This is a genomic window from Chryseobacterium sp. DT-167 (assembly GCF_058310155.1).
Genome location: NZ_JBZEEQ010000001.1, coordinates 397,961 through 423,119 on the forward strand (window position 1 = coordinate 397,961; position 25,159 = coordinate 423,119).

Here is a 25,159-nt window from a genome sequence, read left to right on the forward strand (position 1 = left end):
TTTAAATTCTCTTTATTCTATTTTTTTCGTAATCTTCAAAAATCATTTGTCCCAAACCTGAAAGTCCCGTCAGAAAAGCCTTTCCTTTATTTTGTGCAGTGAAAGCATTCACAAACTGTCGCAGATAAGGATCCTGTGCAATCATAAATGTGGTAATCGGGATTTTCAGTTTTCTTGCCTGTGCTGCTTTATTAAGACATTCGGTTACGATTCTCTGATCAAGCCCGACACTGTTCATGTAATATTCTCCGTTAGGAAGTTCCAGACAGCTGGGTTTTCCGTCGGTGATCATAAAAATCTGCTTGTTGGTATTTCTTTTTCTGCGAAGAATATCCATTGCCAACTCCAATCCCGCAACGGTGTTGGTGTGATACGGACCCACCTGCAAATAGGGAAGGTCTTTAATTTTGATTGGCCACGCTTCGTTTCCGAACACAATAATATCAATAGAATCTTTTGGATATTTTCTTTTGATCAGTTCAACCAAAGCCATGGCGACTTTTTTAGCGGGTGTGATCCGGTCTTCACCGTACAAAATCATCGAGTGGCTGATGTCGATCATCAAAACCGTACTCATCTGAGCTTTATGCTTGGTTTCTTCAACGATGAGGTCGTCTTCGGTCATTCGAAGGTCGGTAATTCCGTTGTTAATTTGAGCGTTTTTCAGACTCTCGGTCATGTTGACCGTCGATAAATCATCACCATATTGGAAGTTTCGGTTTTCGCCATCACGCTCGTCACCAACTCCGGATTTGTTGGTTCGGTGATTTCCGATGCCACTTTTTTTAAGCTTGCCGAAAATTTGGTCTAAGGCATATTCACGCAAAGCTGCTTCCAGTTTGGCGGTGAGAATATTTTTGCCTTTTCCTTTTCCGGTATTCCCGTCTTCGGAATCGTCTTCTTTTTTGATATAGCCTCGCTTTATGAGATCTTCTTCAAAATCTGCAAGCGTATATTCGTCGGTGAAAATATCGTATTCTTTATCGAGCATATCGAGCCACTCAAAAGCTTCCTCAATATCTCCGGAAGTGTGGGTCAGCAAGTCTTTGAACACATCAAAAACTCGGTCAAAATGCGATATTTCTTCCGGAACGTGTTTGCTGAATGTAAAACCCTGTTGAAAATTAAATTGTTTATCTGTCATGAGATGAATCTCGTTTTTATAAAAGACAAGTTAGGGAAATTTTGTAGGAATGGAATGGGTTAAAAATAGAAAATGTGGATGATGGTTATTTATAATTATTGATTTACGATTCTTTAAAAGGAGAAAATACTTTTGTTTTAATATTATAGATATTATAAGCAACTAAAGCTTTGTTTCTTGTTCTTTTATCATTTGATATAAATGCTTCACAAAAACTTGCGAAATACGCGTGATTTGAATCCCATAAACGAGCGTAATTAGATTTCTCATTAAATTTGTCTTTCCAATAACCAATCATATCTAATAATTCAAAAACACCACCAAACCTATTATGCATACCAAATGATTTTCCATCAGGGTGTAATTCTACACTTTTTTCAATAATTTCTAAAAATGAAAAACCTTGTAATACGTCTAATTTTTTGTTTATATGTTGTATGACATCACTTGGTTGATAATTATTAATTTCCATTAAATTAATTCCAATGTACTCTCTAAAGATTTCTTTTTGACTTTCACTTACGGTATTTATCATTAATTTCATTGAATCTCTCGCAAAAGGAATTTGATTAATTGTTTCATATACAACTTTAGGAGATTCTAACTGTTCATAAACTATGTTGCTTGTAAGTTCATGAAATAAATATTTATTTTTCGTTATTTCCTCAATTGTTTGAAACCTTTTTGTTAGACGATTTGTTAATTCTTCTTTATTATCGGCAGTAATTTCATTAAGTTCATGGATATGAGCAGCAGAATAATAAATATCAGTAATTTCTTCTCCTAAATTTTGACTTAATTCATTAATGTCAATTTTTTCCTGTTCAATATCGATTATTACGTTATTGTCTAAATAAACTTTCATATGTTATATTTTTTCAAAGCTAAATAACTTTTTAATATTTGCATATAAAATTATATTGTGATGATGTTTCATAAGCTCCTTTTTTAATATAGTAATTAGACATTTCAAATAATAAATTATACTTTCAAAACCTCTATCTTTGCATCAATACAAGGCAGCATGAAAGATTTAATGGGACGTGCAATCTGGGATTATTTTCATAACGAAAATCCTGAAGATCTGCAGACTGAAACTTCAATTTCCGAACTCGATGAGCTTCCGGTAGACTATCTTTTCAGAGATTTTGAAGAGATGAATAAAATCGAAAAGAAGGCTTCGAAATTATCTCATGGAAAAATTCTCGATATCGGAGCTGGAGCCGGTTCGCATTCATTGTATCTTCAAAATGAAAGAAATTTAGATGTTACGGCTTTAGATATTTCTCCTAAATCCATTGAGGTTTGCCTGTTGAGAGGAATTCAGAAAGCAGTTGCTCAAAATATGCTTGAATTTTCGGGAGAAACTTTCGATACCATTCTTCTGTTAATGAACGGGACCGGGATTTTTCAAAGCCTGAAAGTAATTGATATTTATCTCAAAAAACTTTATTCATTATTAAATAAAAACGGACAAATTCTAATCGACAGTACAGATATTCTGTATATGTTTGATGCAGATGAAGACGGTGGAGTTTATATTCCGGCAGAAGGTTATTATGGTGAACTTGATTATATCGTTCATTACAAAGGCGAATCTGAAGATCCGATCAAATGGCTGTATCTTGATTTTAATACATTGAAAAACGCTTCGGAGAATAATGGTTTTAAAATTGAAATGGTAATGCAGGATGGAGATTCTTATTTGGCGAGATTGATTAAGAAATAGCTATCATTGTAAAGTATAGTAGCAAAGTAATCTCATCAATATCTGACCGCTCAGTTTGTCATTCCATAGAAATCGAGACTCATTTTGTAGAGATTGAGGTGTAAATTCTTGTTTAGATTCCTACGGAATGACAAAGTTTGTGGAAATAAAAGCTAAATAAAAAAGACGCATAAATCATGCGTCTTTTTTTATTTAAATATGAATGAAATATTATCCAATTTCGATTCCGTTTTCAACAGTTTCATCAGGGGTTACAAAAGATAATTTTCCGTCAGCTTTTGTCGTCAATAACAACATTCCCTGAGATTCAATACCTCTGATTTTTCTTGGAGCAAGATTTAATAAAATCATTACCTGTTTTCCAATTACTTCTTCCGGAGTGAAGCTTTCTGCAATCCCTGAAACCACTGTTCTTACATCTACACCTGTGTCTACCTTAAGTTTCAAAAGTTTATCAGCTTTTTCTACTTTTTCAGCTTCTAATATGGTAGCCGTTCTTAGATCGATTTTCGTAAAATCATCAAAAGTGATTTCTTCTTTCATAGGATTTGCGTTAGGGTTTGTCTTTTTATTATTTTGTTTTGTATTTTCTAGTTTTTGAATCTGAGCTTCAATGACATCGTCTTCTATTTTTGAGAAGAGAAGAGATGATTCATTGATTTTATGACCCGTTTCAATTAAAACAGATTTTGTTTCAACATCACTCCAATTTGATTTTTGAACATTGAACATAGTCAATAGTTTCTCAGAACTGAAAGGCATAAACGGCTCACACAATTGAGCTAAAGCAACAGCGATCTGAGCTCCGACAAATAAAGACTGTGCAGCTTTCTCGGGATTATCTTTAATTGTTTTCCAAGGTTCTTCTGCCTGAAGATATTGGTTTCCGAAACGTGCAAGATTCATTAAAGCTGTAAGAGAATTTCTGAATTCATAATTTTCTAAGAATCCTGAGATTTCTTTTGCAGATTTATTAATTTCTTTTAATTCAGGCGAATTTACATCTCCTTGAGGAATTACTCCATCATAATATTTGTGAACTAACACCGCAACTCTATTGATGAAGTTTCCGAAAATTCCAACTAATTCAGAATTATTTTTCGTCTGGAAATCTTTCCAGGTGAAATTATTATCCTTCGTTTCCGGAGCGGAAGACAATAAAGCATATCTTAAAACATCTTGCTGTCCCGGGAAATCTTCAACATATTCATGCGCCCAAACTGCCCAGTTTCTTGAAGTTGAAATTTTATCGTTTTCAAGGTTCAGAAATTCAAAAGCAGGAACATTTTTTGGCATGATGTAATCTCCGTGAGCCTTCATCATGGCAGGGAAAATAATACAGTGAAATACGATATTATCTTTTCCGATAAAATGAACTAGATCGCTTTCCTCACTTTGCCAGTAATCTTTCCAGTCTTTTCCGTTTTTCTCCGCCCATTCTTTGGTGAAAGAAATATATCCGATTGGTGCATCAAACCAAACGTAAAGCACTTTTCCTTCTGCATTAGGAAGCGGAACGGGAACGCCCCAGTTCAGGTCTCTGGTCATGGCGCGAGGTTTTAAGCCATCATTTAACCACGATTTTACCTGTCCGTAAACGTTGGGTTTCCAGTCGTCTTTATGACCTTCAATAATCCATTCGTTTAAGAAATCTTCGTATTCATTTAAAGGTAAATACCAGTTTTTTGTTTCTTTTAAAATAGGAACATTTCCGCTCAGCATCGATTTCGGATTGATCAATTCTGACGGAGAAAGGGTAGAACCACATCTCTCACACTGATCTCCGTAAGCGTTTTCGTTACCGCAATTCGGACAGGTACCTACAATATATCTGTCAGCCAAAAATTCATTTGCCTGCTCATCAAAATATTGTTCAGAAACTTCTTCCGTAAATTTTCCTTTATCATGAAGGGTTCTGAAGAAATCCTGACTTGTCTGATAATGCTTTTTAGAAGTCGTTCTGGAATATTCATCAAAAGAAATTCCCAAATCCGAAAAAGACTTTTTAATGACCTCATGGTACTGGTCTACAATATGTTGCGGAGTAACACCTTCTTTTTTTGCTCGTATGGTAATAGGAATTCCGTGTTCATCTGATCCACAGATAAAAGCAACCTCTTTTCCCGATCTTCTCTGAAATCTCGCATAAACATCTGCAGGAATGTAAACTCCCGCCAAATGCCCAATATGAACCGGTCCGTTTGCATATGGCAATGCCGCCGTAATCATTTTTCTGTTTGACATTTATAGTATAGTTTTAAGATTGCAAAGATAAAGATAATTTGCCAAAAATACTTTCATCTCACTTTCAGTCTCTAAAACATCATAGGTAAGCAAATAATCGAATAAATAGTTAAACATGTGTTTAATTATTTATATTATGTTAACTATATGTTATGTAATGAATAATTTAGTGTAAATAATTGTAATTCAGTTTACTAAATAAAAATATTCGTTTAATTTACAAAATATTAACTTAATATTATATAATTTTATGATAATTGTAATTTTTTTTTAAATTGCAAGACTGCTTTGGCGGTTTATTATCAAGCAAAAAGAAACTATATAAAAATAATATTTGTGAAAAATTTTACAACGGTATTAAAAATTGCACCTGCATTCTTATTGGCAAGTTCCATGATGCACGCGCAGATCAAAGATTCTACAACTAAGGAGAAAGCAATTGAGGAAGTTGTATTGATCGGGTATGGAAAGCAGAAAAAGACTGATTTGACGGGATCTGTTACGGCTATTTCGGCTAAAGATTTTAATGAAGGAAGTATAAATTCTCCAGAGCAACTTATACAAGGTAAAACATCGGGAATCCAAATTACAACAAATGGTGGTGCGCCGGGTTCGGGCTCAACTATTAGAATTCGTGGTGGTGCATCATTAAATGCTCTAAATGATCCTTTAATTGTAATCGATGGTGTTCCAGTAGACACGAATGGTATTAGTGGGGCAGCAAATCCTTTGGCCTTGGTGAATCCTAATGATATTGAGAGTTTTAGTGTCCTAAAAGATGCGTCAGCAGCAGCAATTTACGGAAGCCGCGCATCAAATGGGGTAATAATCATTACAACGAAAAGAGGAACATCCGGAAAATTTAAAGCCACATACACTACCACTACATCAATTTACAAAAAAATGGGTAATATTGATATGTTGTCAGCGGATGATTTTCGTAAAGTTGTAAAGGAAAAGGCTACAGCACCTTATCAATCTTTGTTGGGAGATTCTAATACGAATTGGCAAAATCAGATTTATCAAACAGCAATCGGTGTGGATAATACAGTTGCCTTATCTGGAGGTATTAAAGGTTTGCCTTATCGTTTATCTTTAGGATATTTAAATCAGGAGGGTATTATTAAAACAAATACTATTGAGAGAACAACGGGTTCATTAAATTTAAATCCTAAATTTTTTAATAAACACTTGGATATCAGCTTTAATTTAAAAGGAACTTATGTTGAAAACAGATTCAAAGATGATGGCGCAATTGGTTCTGCTGTTGTTTTTGATCCCACACAATCTGTTTATGACTCTTCTTTTGGAGAGTTTGGCGGCTATTGGGAATGGCTTGATTCACAAACGGCTAAACCAAATACCAATGGTACAAAAAATCCGGTATCTATGCTGAATCAGAAGCGTGATTTATCTTATGTGAAAAGGTTGCTAGGAAATGTGCAATTTGATTATAAATTTCATTTTTTACCGGATCTTAGGGCAAATTTAAACTTAGGCTACGATTACAGTGACTCTAATGGAAATACTACCGTATTACCTAGTGCCGCTATTGCATATTACAATAAAGGTACTTATAGAAGTTATTCTCAGGAGAAGAAGAATAAATTATTAGATTTTTACTTTAATTATCTGAAAACTATAGAATCTATTAAATCAACAATAGATCTTACTGCAGGATATTCTTATCAAGATTGGCAAAGATCTGAGCCATTTGCTCCAACGTACAGAGGAGATGGAACTTTAGATCCTGCTACAGGAAATGATTTTTTCACTCAGAATACAATAATCTCCTATTTTGGAAGATTAAATTATACATTTAATAACAAATATTTACTTACTGCGTCACTAAGACGAGATGCTTCTTCAAGATTCAGTGAGGATAACAGAGTTGGATATTTCCCATCTGTGGCTTTGGCTTGGAGGATTGATCAAGAAAATTTTTTAAAAGACTCTAAAACTATTTCTACTTTAAAATTGAGGGCAGGATGGGGAGAAACAGGACAACAAGAAATAAGCAATAACGATTATCCTTACCTCGCAAGATATATATTATCAAATAGTGGAGCACAGTATCAATTGGGTGATAGTTTTTATAATACTTTGAGAGCACAGGGGTATGATAAAAATATTAAATGGGAAACTACAACTACGAAAAATTTAGGTTTAGACTTTGGTTTTTTGAATGATATTATAAGCGGAACTCTTGATGTTTATGAAAAAGAATCACGAGATTTGATTAGTTTCGTCCCAGTTCCAGCTTTGTCAAATCTTACCAACTATCTGCTCACGAATGTAGGAAATATGAGAAATAGAGGTATAGAAGCAAACATAAACGTTAAAGCGGTAAACACAGAGAATTTTAAGTGGGAATTTAATGCTAATGCAACACATTTTAGATCTGAAGTAACTAATTTAAATTCTAACCAGCTTCTTATAAATTCAATTGGAGGAGCTACTGGAACAACTATTCAAGTTCATACTGAGGGCTATCAGCCAAATTCTTTCTATGTTTATCAGCAAGTTTATGATAATTACGGAAAACCAATTGAAGGTGTTTATGTTGACAGAAACGCTGATGGTATAATAAATACTGATGATTTATACAGGTATAAATCTCCGGCACCAGACGTTTTATTAGGGTTCTCTTCTAAATTGAATTACAAGAATTGGGATTTAGGATTTACAATGAGAGCAAGTTTTGGAAATTATGTATATAATAATGTAGCCTCTCAATATGGCACAGAGCAAGCGATTGGACTTAACAATTATTTGCAGAACATTCATACAAGCTATTTTGATACAGGGTTTAAACGTACACAACTTTTATCAGATTACTATGTTGAGAATGCATCATTCATGAGAATGGATAATATCAATGTTGGATACAACTTTCCTAGATTCATAAAAGATTCTAAGTTGAGAATTTTTGGATCTGTTCAGAATGCATTTATTATAACAAAGTATAGCGGTTTAGATCCGGAAGTTTTTAATGGTATAGATAATAATTTATATCAGAGACCACGAGTTTATTCATTAGGATTTAATTTTCAATTTTAATTAAAAAATCATGACATTTAAATATTTCAACAAAACTATATTTGCAGCAAGTCTTATATCCGTAGTATTTCTTACATCATGTGAAGACGATCTTGATAGAATGCCGGAAACAGAAGTTACATCTGCATCAGTGTACGCAGATTTTAATAATTATAAAGGTGTTTTAGCTAAGATATATTCTGGTTTGGCAATGAGCGGTCAGAATGGAGGAGATGGTGATCCCGACATCAGTGGAATTGACGGGGGTACATCCAATTACATAAGACAATATTTTCAGTTGCAGGAATTAACAACAGATGAAGCTGTAATTGCTTGGGGTGATGGTTCTTTGCCAGATCTTCACAGTATGACTTGGTCGGCAAGTAACGAATTTATTGCTGCGCTTTATTATAGAATATACTATCAGGTTGGTCTTGCAAATGAATTTATCAGAGAAACTACAGATGAAAAATTAGCTTCAAGAAACATAACAGGCTCAAATGCTGAGGATGCAAGAATGTTTAGAAATGAGGCTCGTTTTATGAGAGCTCTTAGCTATTCTCATGCTATTGATCTTTTTGGAAGTGGTCCTTTTGCAACAGAAACTAGTGAAGTAGGAACTACACCGCCACCTAGAATTGAGCGTAAAGATCTTTTCAATTATGTAGAATCAGAATTGAAAAGCTTGGAAGGATTACTAAAAAATCCAAAAACTAATGAATACGGACGTGCCGATAAAGCTGCTGTATGGATGTTATTATCAAAACTTTATTTAAATGCAGAAGTTTACACAGGGCAAGCCAGATATTCTGATGCTAGAATTTATGCAGAAAAGGTAATCAATGCCGGATATTCATTAAAGACAAATTATGGAGATTTATTCTTGGCAGATAACAATTTAGATAATAATGAAACAATTTTTTCTGTAAACTATGATGGAACACACACAAGAACATTTGGTGGAACAACCTACATTATTCATGCTAGTACGGGGGGATCTATGAATCCTGCTAGTTTAGGTATAAACAGTGGTTGGGGTGGCTTGAGAAGTACTAAAAATATTGCAGCATTATTTCCTGCTACGGATGGATCAGTAGATAAAAGAGGTAATTTCCATACAGCTGGACAAAATTTAGAAATTAATAATGTAGCTACGTTTACTGATGGCTATCCAATTGTAAAATTTAAAAATGTCAAGAGAAATGGGCAGCCAGGTTCAGATACAGCCGGAGATTTTGTAGATACAGATTTTCCTTTGTTCAGGCTTGCCGAAGCATATTTGATCTATGCTGAGGCGGTTTTACGCGGCGGTGGCGGAAGTAATGCTACTGCGGTGCAATACATTAATCTATTGAGACAAAGGGCGTATGGTAATATATCGGGAAATGTAACATCAATTAACCTTGATTTTATTTTAGACGAAAGAGCAAGAGAGCTATCTTGGGAAGCTGTCAGAAGAACTGATCTTATCAGGTTCAACAAATTTACATCAGGAAGCTACTTATGGCCATTCAAAGGGGGTGTGAAAGATGGGAAAGCTGTTGAGGATTTTAGAAAACTTTATCCAATTCCGGCTAGTGATTTAAATGCAAATCCAAACTTAATTCAAAACCCAGGCTACTAATTATTTAATTTTATTTATAATGAAACATATATTTAAAGTATTAACAATCACTATCATCAGTTTTTTCATAATTTCATGTGAAAAAGATGAGGATCAGGCAATTTTAGGTGATGGTACAACTCCATCTTTATCAGCTGATGCAACAACTTTAGTTCTATTAAAAGATAATGAAGCGAATAAGGCTGTAAAGTTTGATTGGATAAATCCTGTTTTCAAATCTGAAGTGGCTCTTAGTAATGCTTTAGAATTTGCTAAAGTAGGTGCAAACTTTCAAGGTGCAAAATCTCAGGATATAACAGCTAAAAAAATGACGGTTACATACAATGTTGCAGATTTTAACAAAATAATGTTAGATGCAGGTTTTATACCGGGAGTAGCTACTCAGATTGAAGTGAGAATGAAATCATCAATAGGTACTACTAAGCTTTATTCTAACGTTGTTAAAATGACTGTAACTCCTTATTTAACAGAATTTCCGTCATTCTATATTGTGGGTGATGCATCAGCAGTGGGCTGGAACGCAGGAACTGCGCAAATGCTTTACAAGAAAGATAATTTATCAACAATATATACTTATCTTGAAAATGGGAAAAATTTTAGATTCTTGGGTCAACAAGATTGGAACCCGGTAAATTACAGCTTAGATGTTGCAGGAATGAATGCAGGTAATAAATATTTCAAAACTTGGTCTACAAATTTGGTGCCTGCTACACCTGAAAATATTCAGTTTACGGGTACGACAGGAATGTACAAAATGGTAATTGATGCAGATGCAACACAAAAAACAATTGTTGTTTCTCCTTCTTCCATTAGTACTTGGAACCCTGCAAATTTATATTTAGTGGGTACTGTTAATGGATGGAATTCTGCAACAGCAATTCCAATGACTAACTTAGGAAATGGAAAGTTTGAATATACAGTAGCTTTACCGGCAGCTTCTGAATTTAAATTCTTGGGACAGCAAAGTTGGGGAGATTTAGATTGGGGTAATATTTCAGCAGACGGAAATACGGGATATTTAGGTCCAAAAGGAAGCAATGGAAATATTAAATTTGATGGTACAGGAGGAAATTATAAAATTTCTGTTGATGTCAAATTAGGAATTTATAAAATTCAGCCATTATAAGAAATTTAGTCTGAATTTATACAGCAAACTGTTGCTTTACAGCAACAGTTTTTTTATTTTTAAAGTTTATAATAATCTAACATGAAGAAAATGACTATCGGGGCATTTTTGCTCTCAATGATGTTTGGAGTTGCTAACGCACAATCTTTAAAATCGCCGGACGGAAAATTCGAAATGGATTTCCAGTTGAAGCAGGGCGTTCCTTATTACAATCTTAAATATAACGGTAAAACCGTAGTTGAAGATTCAAAACTGGGATTGAGAATTTTTAAAGATTCTTCAATAAAATTTGCTTCAGAAATTGCAAAACCGGAAGATGCGAAATTCGATTTAAACAGCGGATTTACAAAAACTGCTGAAAAAACTGATTCAAAGAATGAAACCTGGCAACCGGTTTTAGGTGAAAAGAAAAATTATATCAACCATTACAACGAATTGGCAGTTACGCTTAATCAGGCGAGTACTGACAGAAGCATCCTTGTGAAATTCAGATTGTTTAATGACGGATTAGGATTCAGATATGAGTTTCCTCAACAGAAAAATCTGAACTATTTTGTGATCCGCGAAGAAGATTCTGAAATCGATTTTCCTTCAGACATGAAAGCTTGGTGGATGGTTGCCGATTACGATTCTCAGGAATACCAGTACCAGGAAACCAAAATTTCAGAAATTCCGGGAAGGTGGTCAAAAGCAGCGGATGCCAATGCTTCACAGACTCTCATCAAAAATGCAGTTCAGTCTCCGTTGATGTTGAAAGTGGAAGGAAAAGAACCTTTATACATCAACGTTGCAGAAGCAGCAGTTTTAGATTATCCGGCTTCTCACCTTGAAGTGGATGCTCAGAATTTCAAATTCAAAACCCATCTTACTGCTGACAGACAAGGCGCAAAAGGATATATGCAGACTCCGATGGTAACACCCTGGAGAACCATTATTGTTGCTCCGAAAGCAGAAGAGGTGATGGCTTCAAAAATGATTTTCAATCTTAACGAACCTACAAAATATACCGACACTTCTTACATTCACCCTACAAAATATATGGGTGTTTGGTGGGAAATGATCATTGGTAAATCTCAGTGGGCTTACGGACAGCCAGAATCAAATGTACGTTTAGGTCAGACAGATTTTTCAAAACTGACACCAAACGGAAATCATGGTGCCAATAACACCAAAGTAAAAGATTATATCGATTTTGCTTCTGAAAACGGTTTTCAGGGACTTCTGATTGAGGGCTGGAATGTTGGCTGGGAAGATTGGTTCGGTCGTTCAAAAGAATATGTCTTTGATTTCATTACGCCTTACCCGGATTTTGATATTAAAATGTTGAACGAATATGCTCATTCTAAAGGAATTAAGCTAATCATGCACCACGAAACTTCAGGTTCTGCAACAAACTATGAAAGATGGGCTGATAAAGCTTTCCAGTTGATGAACAAATATGGTTATGATGCTGTGAAAACAGGATATGTTGGTGATGTTATTCCAAGAGGGGAACATCATTATTCACAATGGATGATCAATCATTATTACAGAATCGCAGAAAAGGCGAATGAGTACAAAGTGATGGTAAATTCTCACGAATCAGTTCGTCCGACAGGTGAAAGCCGTACTTATCCAAATTATATTTCTGCTGAGGCCGCTCGTGGAACAGAATACGAAGCATTTGGAGGAAACAATCCTGATCACCAGACAATTCTTCCGTTTACAAGATGGATGGGAGGTTCTATGGATTACACTCCGGGAATCTTCCAGACCAAATTAGATTACTATTTTCCTGGTGACAAACGTTTTGTCAAAACTACTTTAGCAAAGCAGTTAGGATTGTATGTGACGATGTATATGCCACTTCAGATGGCTGCAGATTTACCTGAAAACTACAAAAAGCACATGGATGCTTTCCAGTTTATCAAAGATGTAGCAGCAGATTGGGACGATACCAAAATTTTATCGGCTGAGCCGGGAGATTATGTTGTGACAGCCAGAAAAGCAAAAGGAACAGAAAACTGGTTCGTTGGTGGAATTACCGACGAAAACAAACGTGAGTACACTGTAGATTTCTCGTTTTTAGACAAAGGCAAAAAGTACGAAGCGACAATCTACGAAGACGGAAAAGATGCAGATTACATTGACAATCCTCAAAGCTATAATATCTATAAAAAGCAGATTACTAGCAAATCAAAAATTCCTTTCAAAATGGTGAGAAGTGGTGGTTTTGCCATCTCTATCAAGCCTGTGAAATAAAAATTCCCCTTTTTTGAAGGGGTAGATTTTGAGCATAGCAGAAAAGACGGGTAGTTTTAAACTTTTTTTAGGAGCTATTTCCCGCTCTCCGCTATATCTTTTGTTCCGCTCCGCTACACAAAAGGATGCCGCTGCGATCGGGGCTAGGAGAGTCTATATTATACAAACTTTGTCAGGGGTTAAAAACTCTGACAAAGTTTTTTTTTGTAAATTGAATTTTTAAAATTCTTACCGATGAAGTTGATGACGACGATATTCAGCAAGCAGAATGTTTTTCTACTCCTGTTGATCGTAATGGTCTTGATGGCAAAATTAGCTCCCTTTCACGAATCTTATAATCAGTACTTTAATCTCTCAGGTTTTATCGATTGGGGAATAGCCGGGATTTTTCTCCTTTACGGACTGAAATTAAACTTAAAAGAGGTTGTAAAAGACGTTTCCAATTGGAAATTGCATCTTTTGATACAGTCAGGAACGTTTATTATTTTTCCGTTATTAGTTTTGATATTTTATCCTTTTGTGAAAAATTCGGAATATTATAATATTTGGCTTTCGATATTTTTTCTGGCAAGTCTTCCTTCAACGGTTTCATCTTCTGTGGTCATGGTTTCCATTGCAAAAGGAAATGTGACTTCGGCAATTTTCAATGCGTCCATCTCAGGATTAATCGGAATTATCATGACACCGCTTTTGATGAGTTTTTTCCTGAATTCAAACTCAGAAACCGGAAATCAAAGTCAAATTATTCAGCAGCTTTTAATCAAAGTTTTACTTCCGATTGTTTTGGGAGTTTTATTAAATCCGTTTCTGAAAAAATGGGTGACCAAATATTCGAATATTATCGCAGAATTCGACAGGTTGATTATTCTTTTAATCGTTTACGAAAGCTTTTCAACGGCATTTATAGAAAATGTTTTTGTTTCTGTTCCGTCAATCGTTTTTCTTGTTTTGGCTTTCAGTGTTGTGTTTCTATTTTTTACCGTCTATCATATTTTGAAATTCATTTCAACAAAATTAAAATTTAAACCAAAAGATATCATTACCACAACATTTTGCGGTTCAAAAAAATCTCTCGTTCACGGAAGTCTTTTTCTGTTGGTTTTAGGAATTCCAGACGATCAGAAAGTACTTTTTCTCCTTCCGGTAATGATTTATCACAGTTTTCAGTTATTTTATGTGAGTTGGCTTGCCAATAAAATTGCAAAAAAAATGATTGATATTGAAGCCTGAAAAATATATTTGATTATCTTTAAATTTAAGAATTTTATTTTCAGAAATAATTATTATAAAACGTTTTGATGTGTATTGATAATTGCACACTAATTTAAAGAAAAATGAAAAAAATATACACGATTTTTGCTTTGTCAGCAGCGTCGATAGCCTTTGCTCAAATTCAGAAAGTAGAACCCGCCTTTTGGTGGAAAGGAATGAAAAATCCTGAACTTCAGATCCTGGTTTACGGAAAAGACATAGCGAAAGGTGAAGTGGAACTTTCAGACGGAGTTCAGATAAAAGATATTCAGAAAGTTGAAAATCCCAATTACGTTTTTGTAACGGTCAATACAAACGAAATCAATGTTCCGAAATTTAAAATCAATATCAAAAACGGTAAAAAAAATATTGGTTCTTACACTTACGAACTGAAACAGAGAGATCCGAATTCTGCAAACAGAGAATCTTTTACCTCAAAAGACGTGATGTATCTGATCATGCCTGATCGTTTTGCAAATGGCGACGAGAAAAACGATTCAAAACCGGATTTAACTGAAAAAGCAAACAGAACGCTTCCAAACGGACGTCACGGTGGAGACTTGAGGGGAATTATCAACAATCTTGATTATATTCAAAATTTAGGTGCAACTTCAGTTTGGTTGACTCCTGTGAATGAAGATAACGAAAAAGTGTATTCCTATCATGGGTACGCACAGACAGATTTATATAAAATCGACGGTCGCTACGGAACCAACGAAGAGTATAAAGAACTTTCCCAAAAACTGAATAAAAGAAATATGAAACTGGTGATGGACTATGTCACCAATCACTGGGGAATTTCTCACTGGCTTATCAAAGATTTGCCAACAAAAGACTGGATCCATTTATTTAATGATGAAAAAAACGGGTTTAAACGTTCCAACTATAAAACGACCACTCAGTTTGATACGAATGCATCTGAAATTGATAAACAAGTTGCTTTGGATGGATGGTTTGATACCACAATGCCCGATATCAATCAGAAAAATCCCTTAGTTTTAAAATATTTAACCCAAAATGCAATTTGGTGGATCGAATATGCAGAGTTGGGCGGTTTTCGTGTAGACACTTATCCCTACAACGATAAAGAAGCGATGGCGAAATGGGCAAAGGCAATCACCGATGAATATCCAAAATTTAATATCGTAGGAGAAACGTGGCTGAATACTGCAGGTCATATTTCAGCTTGGCAGAAAGATTCAAAGACTGGTGAAGCGGCAAATTATAACTCTAATCTTCCTTCTGTGATGGATTTTATGCTGTACGATGAACTTCCGAAAGCTATTAAAGAAAAAGAGGGCTGGAATAATGGAATGAACAGGATCTATAATAGTTTTACCAATGATTTTCTTTATCCGGACATTAATAACGTGATGGTTTTCTTTGAAAATCACGACACAGAAAGATGGAATGAGATTTTTAATAATGATCCTAAAGCTTATAAATTAGGTTTAACCTTAATCTCAACGGTTCGAGGAATTCCGCAAATTTATTACGGGTCAGAAGTGGGAATGAGAGGTGATAAAAATAAAGGAGGCGACGCAGATATTCGCAGAGATTTTCCGGGTGGCTGGAAATCTGATCAGCAAAATGCTCTAAATCCTTCAACTCAAGCGCCTGAGCAAAAAGAATTTTATCAATTTACCCAGAAATTATTAAACTGGAGAAAAGGAAAAGATGTTATTCATACCGGAAAAACTAAAAATTTCGTTCCTCAAAATAATGTTTTTGTATACTTTAGATATAACGAAAAAGAAAGTGTAATGGTGGTTTTAAATAATAATGAAAAGGAGGAAACTTTAGATTTAAAACATTTCGCAGAATCTTTAAACGATGTTTCAAAAGGAAAAGAGGTAATTTCTGATAAAGAAATTTCGTTGCAAAACAGCTTAGTGGTACCTGCAAAAACTTCGATGATTATTGAGCTACAGAAATAACTAACTATAAATATGAAAAAAATATCAATTGTTTTTACACTGATTCTTTTTTTGCTCGGCTTTACGGAAGTTTCAGCTCAGTCGAAATTTGAAAAGGAAAAAAAAGAAATCGGCACAATGCTCGATGCTTTCAATGTCGCTGCTGCAAAAGCAGATTACAAAACTTATTTCGATTTTTTCGCTGAAGAATCTACTTTCATCGGAACAGATGCAACCGAAGTCTGGAACAAAAAAGAATTTATGATTTGGGCAAAACCTCATTTCGATAAAAAGAAAACCTGGAATTTCACGTCATTAAAAAGAAATATCTATTTCAGTAAAGATGGAAAACTGGCTTGGTTTGATGAATTATTGGATACTCAGATGAAAATCTGCCGTGGTTCGGGAGTTGTAGAAAAGATAAACGGAACTTGGAAAGTAAAACAATATGTGCTTTCTGTAACAGTTCCTAATGAGGTTGTAGATAAAGTGGTTGTGGAGAAAACTCCAATAGAAGATACATTGATTGAGCAATTAAAAACAAAAAAAAATAAATAAAAACACAATGTCTAAAAAAGTAAAACCAAATCTTTCCATGCCTCAAATTATTAATATGAGTATGGGATTTTTGGGAATTCAGATGGCTTTTGGGCTTCAAAACGGTAATGCAAGCCGTATTCTTGGGAATTTTGGTGCAGATGTACATGAGTTGTCATGGTTTTGGCTTGTTGCACCAATTACTGGTTTGATTGTTCAGCCAATCATCGGTCACATGGGCGACAATACGTGGAGTCCGCTTGGAAGGAGAAAACCTTATTTCCTGATTGGTGCGATTCTCTGCGCAATCGGATTGGTTTTACTTCCCAATGCAGCTTCGGCAACGCAAATGATGGCTGCAAATGTTCTGCTTTTGGCAGTTATTTTTCTGGCCATGATGGATGCATCAATCAACGTTGCAATGGAGCCCTTTCGTGCTTTAGTCGGCGATATGCTTCCAAAACATCAGGGAACTTTAGGATTTTCGGTACAGACAATTCTGATTGGAATTGGTGCGGTAATCGGATCTTATTTGCCGGACTGGCTGACCAAATTGGGTATTTCAAATGTAGCTAAAGAAGGTTTTGTTGCCGATAATGTGATTTATGCGTTTTATTGCGGAGCGGGAATTCTTTTATTGACAATTATTTATACAATCGTTACTACAAAAGAATACTCTCCGAAAGAATTTGCCGAGTTCGAAGGCGGAAAAGAAATTGTAGAAAAGCCGTCAAAATTTACAGATATTTTTAGCGACTTTGCTAAGATTCCTATGTTGATGAAGAAGCTTGGAATCGTTCAGTTTTTCTCTTGGTTTGCATTATTTACCATGTGGGTTTTTACAACAAGCGCATTAGCAACCCATCATTTCGGACTTTCTCCGGAAGATACACACTCCGTTGATTTCAACAAAGCCGGTGATCTTACCGGTAAACTATTCGGAATGTACAATCTTTGGGCAATTCCTTTTGCCTTTTTATTAACCCCTATTGCAAAATGGATAGGTAAAAAACAGACTCATGCTTTGGCACTTTTTTGTGGAGGATTGGGCTTAATTTCAATGTATTTTATTAAAGATACATCACTGCTTTGGGTTTCAATGATAGGACTTGGTTTTGCTTGGGCAAGTATTTTAGCAATGCCTTATGCAATGCTGATTGATGCAATTCCACAAAGAAAAATGGGGGTTTTTATGGGGATTTTCAATTTTTTCATTGTGATTCCTCAAATCATCAACGGACTTTTTGGAGGCCCGATTGTAAAAGGCGCTTTCGGAAATTACGCGATGGGCTATATTGTCGTCGGTGGAATCTGTATGCTTTTAGCGTCAATTCTTACCTTGATTTTCATTAAAACCGACGATTCAAATCCAAAGAAATTGAAGAAGAAATACAACAAGTTCATTTTTAATTAAATCAAACTTAAATAACAATTAGGAGCGGACTTTAGTCCGCTTTCTTATTTAAAATACAAAAGGTTTAGCCAAAACTCACTATTCAAAATTAAATCCTAAGATTTAAAATAACTTAGTGGAAACTTGACCATCCACAATTGACATTTCACCATATAAGTCCTTTCTTACCTTACATCAACATTTTGCTGTGACACTCGACGTACATTTGTACTATAAATAATCAAAAAAATATCTACAATATGAAAACAGTATATCACAAAGCAGATTCTAGAGGTCACGCAGATCATGGTTGGTTAAATTCTTATCATACATTCAGTTTTGCAGGCTATCAGAACAGAGAAAGATCAAACTTCGGAGTGTTAAGAGTTTTGAATGACGACACCGTTTCACAAGGAATGGGTTTCGGAACGCATCCTCACAAAAACATGGAAATCATCTCAATTCCGTTGGAAGGAAATTTAGAACATAAAGATTCTATGGGAACGACTGCCGTTATCAGAAAAGGAGAAATTCAGGTAATGAGTGCCGGAACTGGTGTAATGCACAGCGAATACAATCAGAATAAAGAAGAAGCAGTAAAATTCTTACAAATCTGGGTTTTTCCGAGAGAAGAAAATGTAGAGCCAAGATATGATCAGAAAAGTATTAAAGAAGGTGAAAAAATAAATGGGTTTCAACAAATTTTATCACCTGATAAAAACGATGACGGCGTTTGGATTCATCAGGATGCGTGGTTCAATTTGGCCAACTTCACCAAAGGAAATGGCAAAAATTACACCATCAACAAAAATGGAAACGGCGTTTATGCTTTTGTATTAAAAGGAAGCGCAAAAGTTGGTGACAGAATTTTAAACGAAAAAGACGGATTAGGAATCTGGGATACTCAAAGCTTTAACATCGAAGCTGTAGAAGACACCGAAATCCTTTTAATGGAAGTTCCAATGGATTTACCTGAATATCTAAAATAAAAAGTAATATTTTCGCAACACAAAATTCCCCTCCATTGGAGGGTGGCGAAAATTCAAAATGAATTTTTGACGGTGTGGTTTAAAACACTACAATAAAATAAAACACCTCAACAACAAGCCCCAAAGGGGCGACATAAAAAAGCATAGGGCAAAGCCCTATGAAATAAACAGATAATTATACAATGAAAATCCTAGCCATAGCAGGAAGCAATTCCGACACATCAATCAACAAGCAATTAGTCACTTACGCAGCAACATTATTTGAGAATGCAGAAGTGGAAGTCGTAGATATGAACGATTTTGAAATGCCAATTTATAAGCACCAAAGAGAAGTAGAAAGCGGAGTTCCCCGGGAAGCAATGGATTTTGCTACAAAAATCGACAATGCAGATGTACTTCTGGTATCGCTTTCTGAGCATAACGGAACCTATTCAACAGCTTTTAAAAATGTTTTCGACTGGACTTCAAGAATCAAGCAAAGAGCAGTCTGGAACGAAAAGCCAATGTTACTGATGGCGACAGCCCCTGGTGGAAGAGGTGGTTTAGGCGTTTTGGAAGCTGCCGAAAAGCGTTTTCCTTTACATGGAGGAAATATTGTAGATACTTTTACGCTTCCTTTCTTTAATGATAACTTTGATAAAGAAACTCAGAAAATTTCTAATGAAGAAAAAGACAGTGAGTTACGTGAAAAAGTAAGTAAGATTTCTGCGTTGGAAACAATCTTGGAAAAATAGCATTTGAATATTAACTTAAAATTAATATCTTTGCAAAAAGAAAAAAGAATGAAGATTCAGTCCACTTTCAAAGAATGTTTTTCAATTAATGGAAAAACTGTGGACTCTGAAACTCTCAGATAAAACATCAGCCGATAATCTACCAAGATTGTCGGCTTTTTATTTTCTTTAAATCAAACTGAAAGTTAATATAAAAAGATAAAGATGTCAGTCTGGAATCTGAAATCTAGCATCTAAAAATCTAAATAATAATGAGCAATACGTACAAATCTGCAGGTGTAGACAAAGAAGAAGGTTACAAAACCGTTGATAAAATCAAAAAAGCGGTGGGTGAAACTCACAATTCCAATGTATTGAATCATTTGGGAAGCTTCGGAGCTTTTTACGAAATCGGAGGGTACAAAAACCCGGTTTTGGTTTCAGGAACTGATGGAGTAGGAACGAAACTGAAAGTTGCTTTAGACTCAAAAAGATATGATTCTATCGGTGTAGACTGTTTCGCAATGTGTGCCAACGATATCCTTTGCCACGGTGCAAAACCTTTGTTTTTCCTTGATTATTTGGCTTGCGGAAAATTGGATTCTGAAATCGCTGCTGAAATCGTTTTAGGAATGGTAAAAGCTTGTAAAGACAACAACTGCGCATTGATTGGTGGTGAAACTGCCGAAATGCCGGGAATGTATCAGCCGGGAGATTACGATGTAGCAGGATTTTGTGTAGGAATTGTTGAAAAAGACCAGATCATTGATGGTTCAAAAATCAAAACCGGAGATAAAATCATCGCTTTACCAAGTTCAGGATTCCATTCAAACGGATTTTCTCTAGTAAGGAAAATTTTCCCTAATTTCGAAGAAGAATTTGAGGGAAAACCTTTGTATGAAACACTTTTGGTTCCTACAAGATTATATTTTAAAGATATTCACAGCGTAATCGAAGAAGTAGAAGTTTCAGGAATTGCTCACATTACAGGAGGCGGTCTGTACGAAAATATTCCAAGAATTATCGGTGACGGTTTGTGTGCTTCAATTGATGCATCAAAAATTCAGATTCCAAGCGTAATGCTGGAGTTGGAAAAAAGAGGAAACATCGCTCGTGAAGAAATGTTCGGAACCTTCAATATGGGGGTCGGAATGATCGTAGTTGTAGATCCGGAACATGCTGAAAAAGTGCTTCACCTTTTAGACGATGCTTACGAAATCGGAGAAATCACGGAAGGAGCTGAAAAAATCGATTTGAAATTCTAAAAAGACATCAGATTTTAGATATCAGACGACAGACTTTTAATCTGAATCTAGTATCTGAAATCTATTATCTAAATTAATGAAAAACTTAGTTATACTCGTTTCAGGTTCAGGAACCAATCTTCAGAGAATTATTGATACCATCGAAAGCGGAGAAATCCAAAATGCGAAAGTATCTTTAGTTGTTGCCGATAGAGAATGTTACGGACTCGAAAGAGCAAAAAAACACAACATTGAAACAGTGTTGATTCCGAGAGGAAAAAATTTCAGCAGCGAATTGGGTAAAATCATTCCTGAAAATACAGATTTAATTGTATTGGCAGGGTTTTTATCGATCCTCAAACCGGAATTTGTAGAAAGTTGGGAAGGAAAAATCATCAATATTCACCCGGCTTTACTTCCAAAATACGGCGGAAAAGGAATGTGGGGACATCATGTTCACAACGCTGTCATTGAAGCTAAAGAAAAAGAAAGCGGAGCAACCGTACATTTTGTAACCGTAGGAATCGACGAAGGAGAAGCAATCCTCCAAAAATCATTCGAAGTTACAGAAAACGACACTCCCGAAACGTTGGCAGAAAAAGTTCATAAAATTGAATATGAAATTTTCCCTATAGCAATAAACAAAGTATTAGGGAACAATTAGAAGCTAATATAGAGATATAAAAATTCCCTTCCTTTGGAGGGTGGTAAAAATTCAAAGAATATTTGCCGGGGTGGTTTAAAACATCAACCTTATCTGAGTAAAACGCTTTTATAAATGAAAGTATTCAGTAAAAAATAAAAAACATTCAGTTTGTCATTCCGTAGGAATCTAAACAAAGCAAATGCATTTAGATAAAACTAATGTTACCTTAAAAATAAAAGACACGCTTAGATTGATTAAAGAATATTTCGAAAAAGTAAAAAATCTAAGTAAAAGTAAGATCGGAGGTGAAAGAACCGGTCTACAGTTTGAAATAACTGTAAAAAGTAAAAAGTGAAAAGCCCCGAAAGGGCAAGTAAAATGAGGGAAAACCGCAATTTTTTTGCGGTTTGAACTTAAAAAAATTAAAAAATCTATGAGCAAGAGAGTTTTGATCAGTGTTTCTGACAAAAGCGGATTAACAGAATTCGCACAGTTTTTAGAATCCCAGAATTATGAATTGATTTCTACAGGAGGGACGTTCAAACATTTGAAAGACGCTGGTTTAAATCCAATCCAGATCGATGAGGTTACCGATTTTCCTGAAATGCTTGACGGAAGAGTGAAAACTTTACACCCGAAAGTTCACGGTGGTTTATTGGCAGTTCGTTCAAACGAAGAGCACATGAAAACCGTTCAGGAGCACAGTATCGGTTTGATCGACATGGTAATTGTGAATTTGTATCCGTTTTTTGAAAATGTAAACAAAGACATTTCATTACACGAAAAAGTAGAATTCATAGACATCGGAGGTCCTTCCATGCTTCGTTCGGCTGCTAAAAATTTCGATTCTGTAACGGTAATTACTGACGTTGAAGATTACGAAAAAGTAAAAATCGAAATGGAACAAAACGGTGACACGTTCATCGAAACCCGTAAAAAATTAGCCGGAAAAGTATTTAATCTGACTTCAGCTTACGATGCTGCCATCTCAAGAATGCTTTTAGAAGAAGATTATCCGACTTATTTAAGTGCTTCGTACAAGAAAGTTTCAGACCTAAGATACGGTGAAAACCCACATCAAACTGCTGCATATTACGTTTCAACATTTGAAAACGGTGCGATGAAAGATTTTGAACAGTTGGGAGGTAAAGAATTATCATTCAACAACCTTCGTGATATGGATCTTTGTTGGAAAGTGGTTACTGAATTTAAAGACGAAATGGCTTGTTGCGCCGTAAAACATTCTACACCTTGTGGAGTGGCAATCGGAACTTCAGCTTTAGAAACATATAAGAAAACTTTTGAATGTGACCCTGTTTCAATCTTCGGTGGAATTGTAGCTGCAAACTTTAAAATCGACGCTGCAACGGCTGAAGAATTAAACAAAACATTCCTTGAAATCGTGATGGCTCCTGAATTTGATGAGGATGCTCTGGAAGTTTTAAGAAAAAAGAAAAATTTAAGAATTATAAAAATCGTTAATCCGGTTTCAGATAAGCAAACCTGGGTAAAAGTTGATGGTGGAATTTTGGTTCAGGACAACGACAGTATTTTCTCAGATGATATTAAAGTGGTAACTGAAACTCAACCGACAGAAGAGCAGAAAAAAGCATTATTGTTCTCTCAAAGAGTTGTAAAATATGTAAAATCAAACGCAATTGTTGTTTCAAATGGTATTCAGGCTTTCGGAATCGGCGGTGGACAAGTGAACAGAATCTGGGCAACTCAACAGGCAATTGAAAGAGCAAAAGAAAAATTCACAGGAGAATTAGTTTTGGCTTCTGATGCATTTTTCCCTTTCCGTGACGTGGTAGATTTCTGCGCTCAGGAAGGTATTACAGCGATTATTCAACCTGGAGGAAGTGTGAAAGATCAGGAAAGTATCGATGCTGCCAATGAACACAAAATCCCAATGATGTTCACGGGTGTAAGACATTTCTTTCATTAAAATTGAATTAAAATAGTAATTTGAGATTGTATTTATAGCATTCAAAATTATATATTTGTAAACTAGACTAGAAATAAATAAAGTATGAGAATATTAATCATAGGTGAAGGTGGAAGAGAATCTGCACTGGCAGCGAAACTTCAAAAGGACAACAGAGTTACTAAAATGTTTTTTGCTAACGGTAATGCATCTACTGATGCAATCGGGCAAAATGTTCATATGTCGGAGATCAAAGAATTGAGAGATTTTGCGATAAAAGAAAAGGTAGATCTTACAATTGTTGGTCCTGAAGCTCCTTTGGTTGCTGGTTTGAAGGATGAATTTAAGAAACATGATCTTAAAGTTTTTGGTCCGAACCAGAAAGTAGCAAGTCTTGAAGGAAGTAAGGCTTTCTCTAAGAAATTTATGCAGACCTATGATATCAAAACAGCAAAAGCTGTGGTATTTGATTCATATAACGAAGCAAAAGCATACGTACAGACTCAGGATTATCCGTTGGTAATTAAGGCAAGTGGTTTAGCAGGTGGAAAAGGTGTTGTTATTTGTGACACAATTGAAGAAGCTGAAGCTACCATTCATGATTTTATGATCCGCAGAATTTACGGGGATGCTGGAATTCGTTTGGTTATTGAAGAATTTTTACAAGGTTTTGAAGCATCAATTATTGCATTCTCAAACGGTGAAAAAATATTTCCTTGTATTGCTGCTAAAGATTATAAGAAAGTAGGAAACGGTGATAAAGGTCCAAATACTGGTGGGATGGGTTCTGTAGCACCAAGTCCGGAATTTACAGCAGAGCATACCGCAGATTTTGAAAAAAATATTCTGGAACCAACGTTGAAAGGTCTTAAGGCGGAAGGTTTCAGTTTTAAAGGAATCATTTTCTTCGGATTGATGGTGACTAAAAACGGAACTTACTTATTAGAATACAACATGAGATTCGGAGATCCTGAAACTCAGGTTTTGATGGCTTTAATGGAAAACAATCTGTTGGATGTGATCAATGATTGCATGAGCGGAAAAGATTTAAATCTTAAATTCAAAGACGAAAAAGCGGTTTGTCTGGTAATGTGTTCGGGAGGTTATCCCGGAAACATTGAAACCGGTTTTGAAATCACGGGAATAGAAAAAGCAAAACACAGCCAGGTGTTGTGTGCAGGAGCTGTCAAAAAAGGGGATAAAATAGTTTCTAACGGGGGTAGAGTGATGAATGTAGTGGCTACAGGAGCTACTTATGATGAAGCCAGAAAAAAAGTTTACGAAGACGCAGCTCACGTACATTTCGATTACAGTTTCTACAGAGAAGACATCGGGAAATTTTAAATAAATCACGAGAAAAGATTTGGATTAATTTCCAAGTCTTTTTTTGTAAAAC

18 protein-coding genes are annotated in these 25,159 nt (G+C 35.3%); 15 read left to right on the forward strand and 3 right to left on the reverse strand.

Translation table 11 applies throughout. The features are described from left to right. Window position 1: 1 nt before the first annotated feature. Together AC4FQ5_RS01770 and AC4FQ5_RS01775 are read right to left on the reverse strand one after the other, a co-directional pair. A complete protein-coding gene (locus AC4FQ5_RS01770) occupies window positions 2–1,144 on the reverse strand; it encodes a vWA domain-containing protein (protein ID WP_491140782.1) in 1,143 nt (380 codons plus the stop codon). Between the two features lie 103 nt (window positions 1,145–1,247). After that, entirely contained in the window at window positions 1,248–2,009 is a 762-nt protein-coding gene (locus AC4FQ5_RS01775) for a hypothetical protein (RefSeq protein ID WP_491140783.1), read from the reverse strand. A gap of 159 nt (window positions 2,010–2,168) precedes the next feature. Between AC4FQ5_RS01775 and AC4FQ5_RS01780 the strand changes: the two genes are divergently transcribed. Beyond that, window positions 2,169–2,873 carry a class I SAM-dependent methyltransferase gene (locus AC4FQ5_RS01780; protein WP_491140784.1) on the forward strand — a complete coding sequence of 235 codons (705 nt, stop codon included), beginning with the start codon at window positions 2,169–2,171 and terminating at the stop codon, window positions 2,871–2,873. A 210-nt stretch (window positions 2,874–3,083) separates the two neighbouring features. On the opposite strand, the gene metG is transcribed toward AC4FQ5_RS01780, so the two are convergent. Next, complete coding sequence (gene metG, locus AC4FQ5_RS01785) at window positions 3,084–5,117, reverse strand: methionine--tRNA ligase (protein ID WP_491140785.1); 2,034 nt, start codon at window positions 5,115–5,117, stop codon at window positions 3,084–3,086. A gap of 336 nt (window positions 5,118–5,453) precedes the next feature. Here metG and AC4FQ5_RS01790 point away from each other — a divergent pair, with 336 nt between their 5' ends. The 14 genes from AC4FQ5_RS01790 to purD all read left to right on the forward strand — a co-directional run bounded on the left by AC4FQ5_RS01790 (window position 5,454) and on the right by purD (window position 25,107). After that, window positions 5,454–8,177, forward strand: a complete 2,724-nt coding sequence (locus tag AC4FQ5_RS01790; protein ID WP_491140786.1) for a SusC/RagA family TonB-linked outer membrane protein — start codon at window positions 5,454–5,456, stop codon at window positions 8,175–8,177. 10 nt (window positions 8,178–8,187) lie between these two features. Then, window positions 8,188–9,780: a RagB/SusD family nutrient uptake outer membrane protein gene (locus AC4FQ5_RS01795; protein ID WP_491140787.1), complete on the forward strand. Its 1,593-nt coding sequence runs from the start codon at window positions 8,188–8,190 to the stop codon at window positions 9,778–9,780. 19 nt (window positions 9,781–9,799) lie between these two features. Continuing rightward, window positions 9,800–10,906, forward strand: coding sequence for a SusE domain-containing protein (locus tag AC4FQ5_RS01800; protein WP_491140788.1), 1,107 nt, complete (start codon window positions 9,800–9,802; stop codon window positions 10,904–10,906). An 81-nt stretch (window positions 10,907–10,987) separates the two neighbouring features. Beyond that, window positions 10,988–13,147 (forward strand): glycoside hydrolase family 97 protein, encoded by a 2,160-nt coding sequence (locus AC4FQ5_RS01805; protein WP_491140789.1) that lies wholly within the window; start codon window positions 10,988–10,990, stop codon window positions 13,145–13,147. Between the two features lie 243 nt (window positions 13,148–13,390). Next, window positions 13,391–14,377: a bile acid:sodium symporter family protein gene (locus AC4FQ5_RS01810; protein WP_491140901.1), complete on the forward strand. Its 987-nt coding sequence runs from the start codon at window positions 13,391–13,393 to the stop codon at window positions 14,375–14,377. 104 nt (window positions 14,378–14,481) lie between these two features. Further along, window positions 14,482–16,335, forward strand: coding sequence for a glycoside hydrolase family 13 protein (locus tag AC4FQ5_RS01815; protein WP_491140790.1), 1,854 nt, complete (start codon window positions 14,482–14,484; stop codon window positions 16,333–16,335). Window positions 16,336–16,347: 12 nt separating this feature from the next. Next, window positions 16,348–16,872, forward strand: coding sequence for a nuclear transport factor 2 family protein (locus tag AC4FQ5_RS01820; RefSeq protein ID WP_491140791.1), 525 nt, complete (start codon window positions 16,348–16,350; stop codon window positions 16,870–16,872). A 7-nt stretch (window positions 16,873–16,879) separates the two neighbouring features. After that, window positions 16,880–18,265, forward strand: a complete 1,386-nt coding sequence (locus tag AC4FQ5_RS01825; protein WP_491140792.1) for an MFS transporter — start codon at window positions 16,880–16,882, stop codon at window positions 18,263–18,265. 239 nt (window positions 18,266–18,504) lie between these two features. Next, window positions 18,505–19,233, forward strand: a complete 729-nt coding sequence (locus AC4FQ5_RS01830) for a pirin family protein (protein WP_491140793.1) — start codon at window positions 18,505–18,507, stop codon at window positions 19,231–19,233. A 182-nt stretch (window positions 19,234–19,415) separates the two neighbouring features. Next, complete coding sequence (locus AC4FQ5_RS01835) at window positions 19,416–19,967, forward strand: NADPH-dependent FMN reductase (RefSeq protein WP_491140794.1); 552 nt, start codon at window positions 19,416–19,418, stop codon at window positions 19,965–19,967. A gap of 251 nt (window positions 19,968–20,218) precedes the next feature. Next, window positions 20,219–21,211: a phosphoribosylformylglycinamidine cyclo-ligase gene (purM, locus tag AC4FQ5_RS01840; protein ID WP_242801999.1), complete on the forward strand. Its 993-nt coding sequence runs from the start codon at window positions 20,219–20,221 to the stop codon at window positions 21,209–21,211. 76 nt (window positions 21,212–21,287) lie between these two features. Continuing rightward, on the forward strand, window positions 21,288–21,854 hold the full coding sequence (purN, locus tag AC4FQ5_RS01845; RefSeq protein WP_491140795.1) for a phosphoribosylglycinamide formyltransferase: 567 nt from the start codon (window positions 21,288–21,290) through the stop codon (window positions 21,852–21,854). Between the two features lie 415 nt (window positions 21,855–22,269). Further along, window positions 22,270–23,784, forward strand: coding sequence for a bifunctional phosphoribosylaminoimidazolecarboxamide formyltransferase/IMP cyclohydrolase (gene purH / locus AC4FQ5_RS01850; protein WP_491140796.1), 1,515 nt, complete (start codon window positions 22,270–22,272; stop codon window positions 23,782–23,784). Window positions 23,785–23,868: 84 nt separating this feature from the next. Then, entirely contained in the window at window positions 23,869–25,107 is a 1,239-nt protein-coding gene (purD, locus tag AC4FQ5_RS01855) for a phosphoribosylamine--glycine ligase (RefSeq protein ID WP_491140797.1), read from the forward strand. Window positions 25,108–25,159: the final 52 nt, after the last annotated feature.

Excerpts from the sequence above, each read along its gene's own strand:
- AC4FQ5_RS01770 (WP_491140782.1), bottom strand. The coding sequence starts at position 1,144 with ATGACAGATAAACAATTTAATTTTCAACAGGGTTTTACATTCAGCAAA.
- AC4FQ5_RS01775 (WP_491140783.1), bottom strand. The coding sequence starts at position 2,009 with ATGAAAGTTTATTTAGACAATAACGTAATAATCGATATTGAACAGGAA.
- AC4FQ5_RS01780 (WP_491140784.1), top strand. The coding sequence starts at position 2,169 with ATGAAAGATTTAATGGGACGTGCAATCTGGGATTATTTTCATAACGAA.
- metG (WP_491140785.1), bottom strand. The coding sequence starts at position 5,117 with ATGTCAAACAGAAAAATGATTACGGCGGCATTGCCATATGCAAACGGA.
- AC4FQ5_RS01795 (WP_491140787.1), top strand. The coding sequence starts at position 8,188 with ATGACATTTAAATATTTCAACAAAACTATATTTGCAGCAAGTCTTATA.
- AC4FQ5_RS01800 (WP_491140788.1), top strand. The coding sequence starts at position 9,800 with ATGAAACATATATTTAAAGTATTAACAATCACTATCATCAGTTTTTTC.
- AC4FQ5_RS01805 (WP_491140789.1), top strand. The coding sequence starts at position 10,988 with ATGAAGAAAATGACTATCGGGGCATTTTTGCTCTCAATGATGTTTGGA.
- AC4FQ5_RS01810 (WP_491140901.1), top strand. The coding sequence starts at position 13,391 with ATGACGACGATATTCAGCAAGCAGAATGTTTTTCTACTCCTGTTGATC.
- AC4FQ5_RS01815 (WP_491140790.1), top strand. The coding sequence starts at position 14,482 with ATGAAAAAAATATACACGATTTTTGCTTTGTCAGCAGCGTCGATAGCC.
- AC4FQ5_RS01820 (WP_491140791.1), top strand. The coding sequence starts at position 16,348 with ATGAAAAAAATATCAATTGTTTTTACACTGATTCTTTTTTTGCTCGGC.
- AC4FQ5_RS01825 (WP_491140792.1), top strand. The coding sequence starts at position 16,880 with ATGTCTAAAAAAGTAAAACCAAATCTTTCCATGCCTCAAATTATTAAT.
- AC4FQ5_RS01830 (WP_491140793.1), top strand. The coding sequence starts at position 18,505 with ATGAAAACAGTATATCACAAAGCAGATTCTAGAGGTCACGCAGATCAT.
- AC4FQ5_RS01835 (WP_491140794.1), top strand. The coding sequence starts at position 19,416 with ATGAAAATCCTAGCCATAGCAGGAAGCAATTCCGACACATCAATCAAC.
- purM (WP_242801999.1), top strand. The coding sequence starts at position 20,219 with ATGAGCAATACGTACAAATCTGCAGGTGTAGACAAAGAAGAAGGTTAC.
- purN (WP_491140795.1), top strand. The coding sequence starts at position 21,288 with ATGAAAAACTTAGTTATACTCGTTTCAGGTTCAGGAACCAATCTTCAG.
- purH (WP_491140796.1), top strand. The coding sequence starts at position 22,270 with ATGAGCAAGAGAGTTTTGATCAGTGTTTCTGACAAAAGCGGATTAACA.
- purD (WP_491140797.1), top strand. The coding sequence starts at position 23,869 with ATGAGAATATTAATCATAGGTGAAGGTGGAAGAGAATCTGCACTGGCA.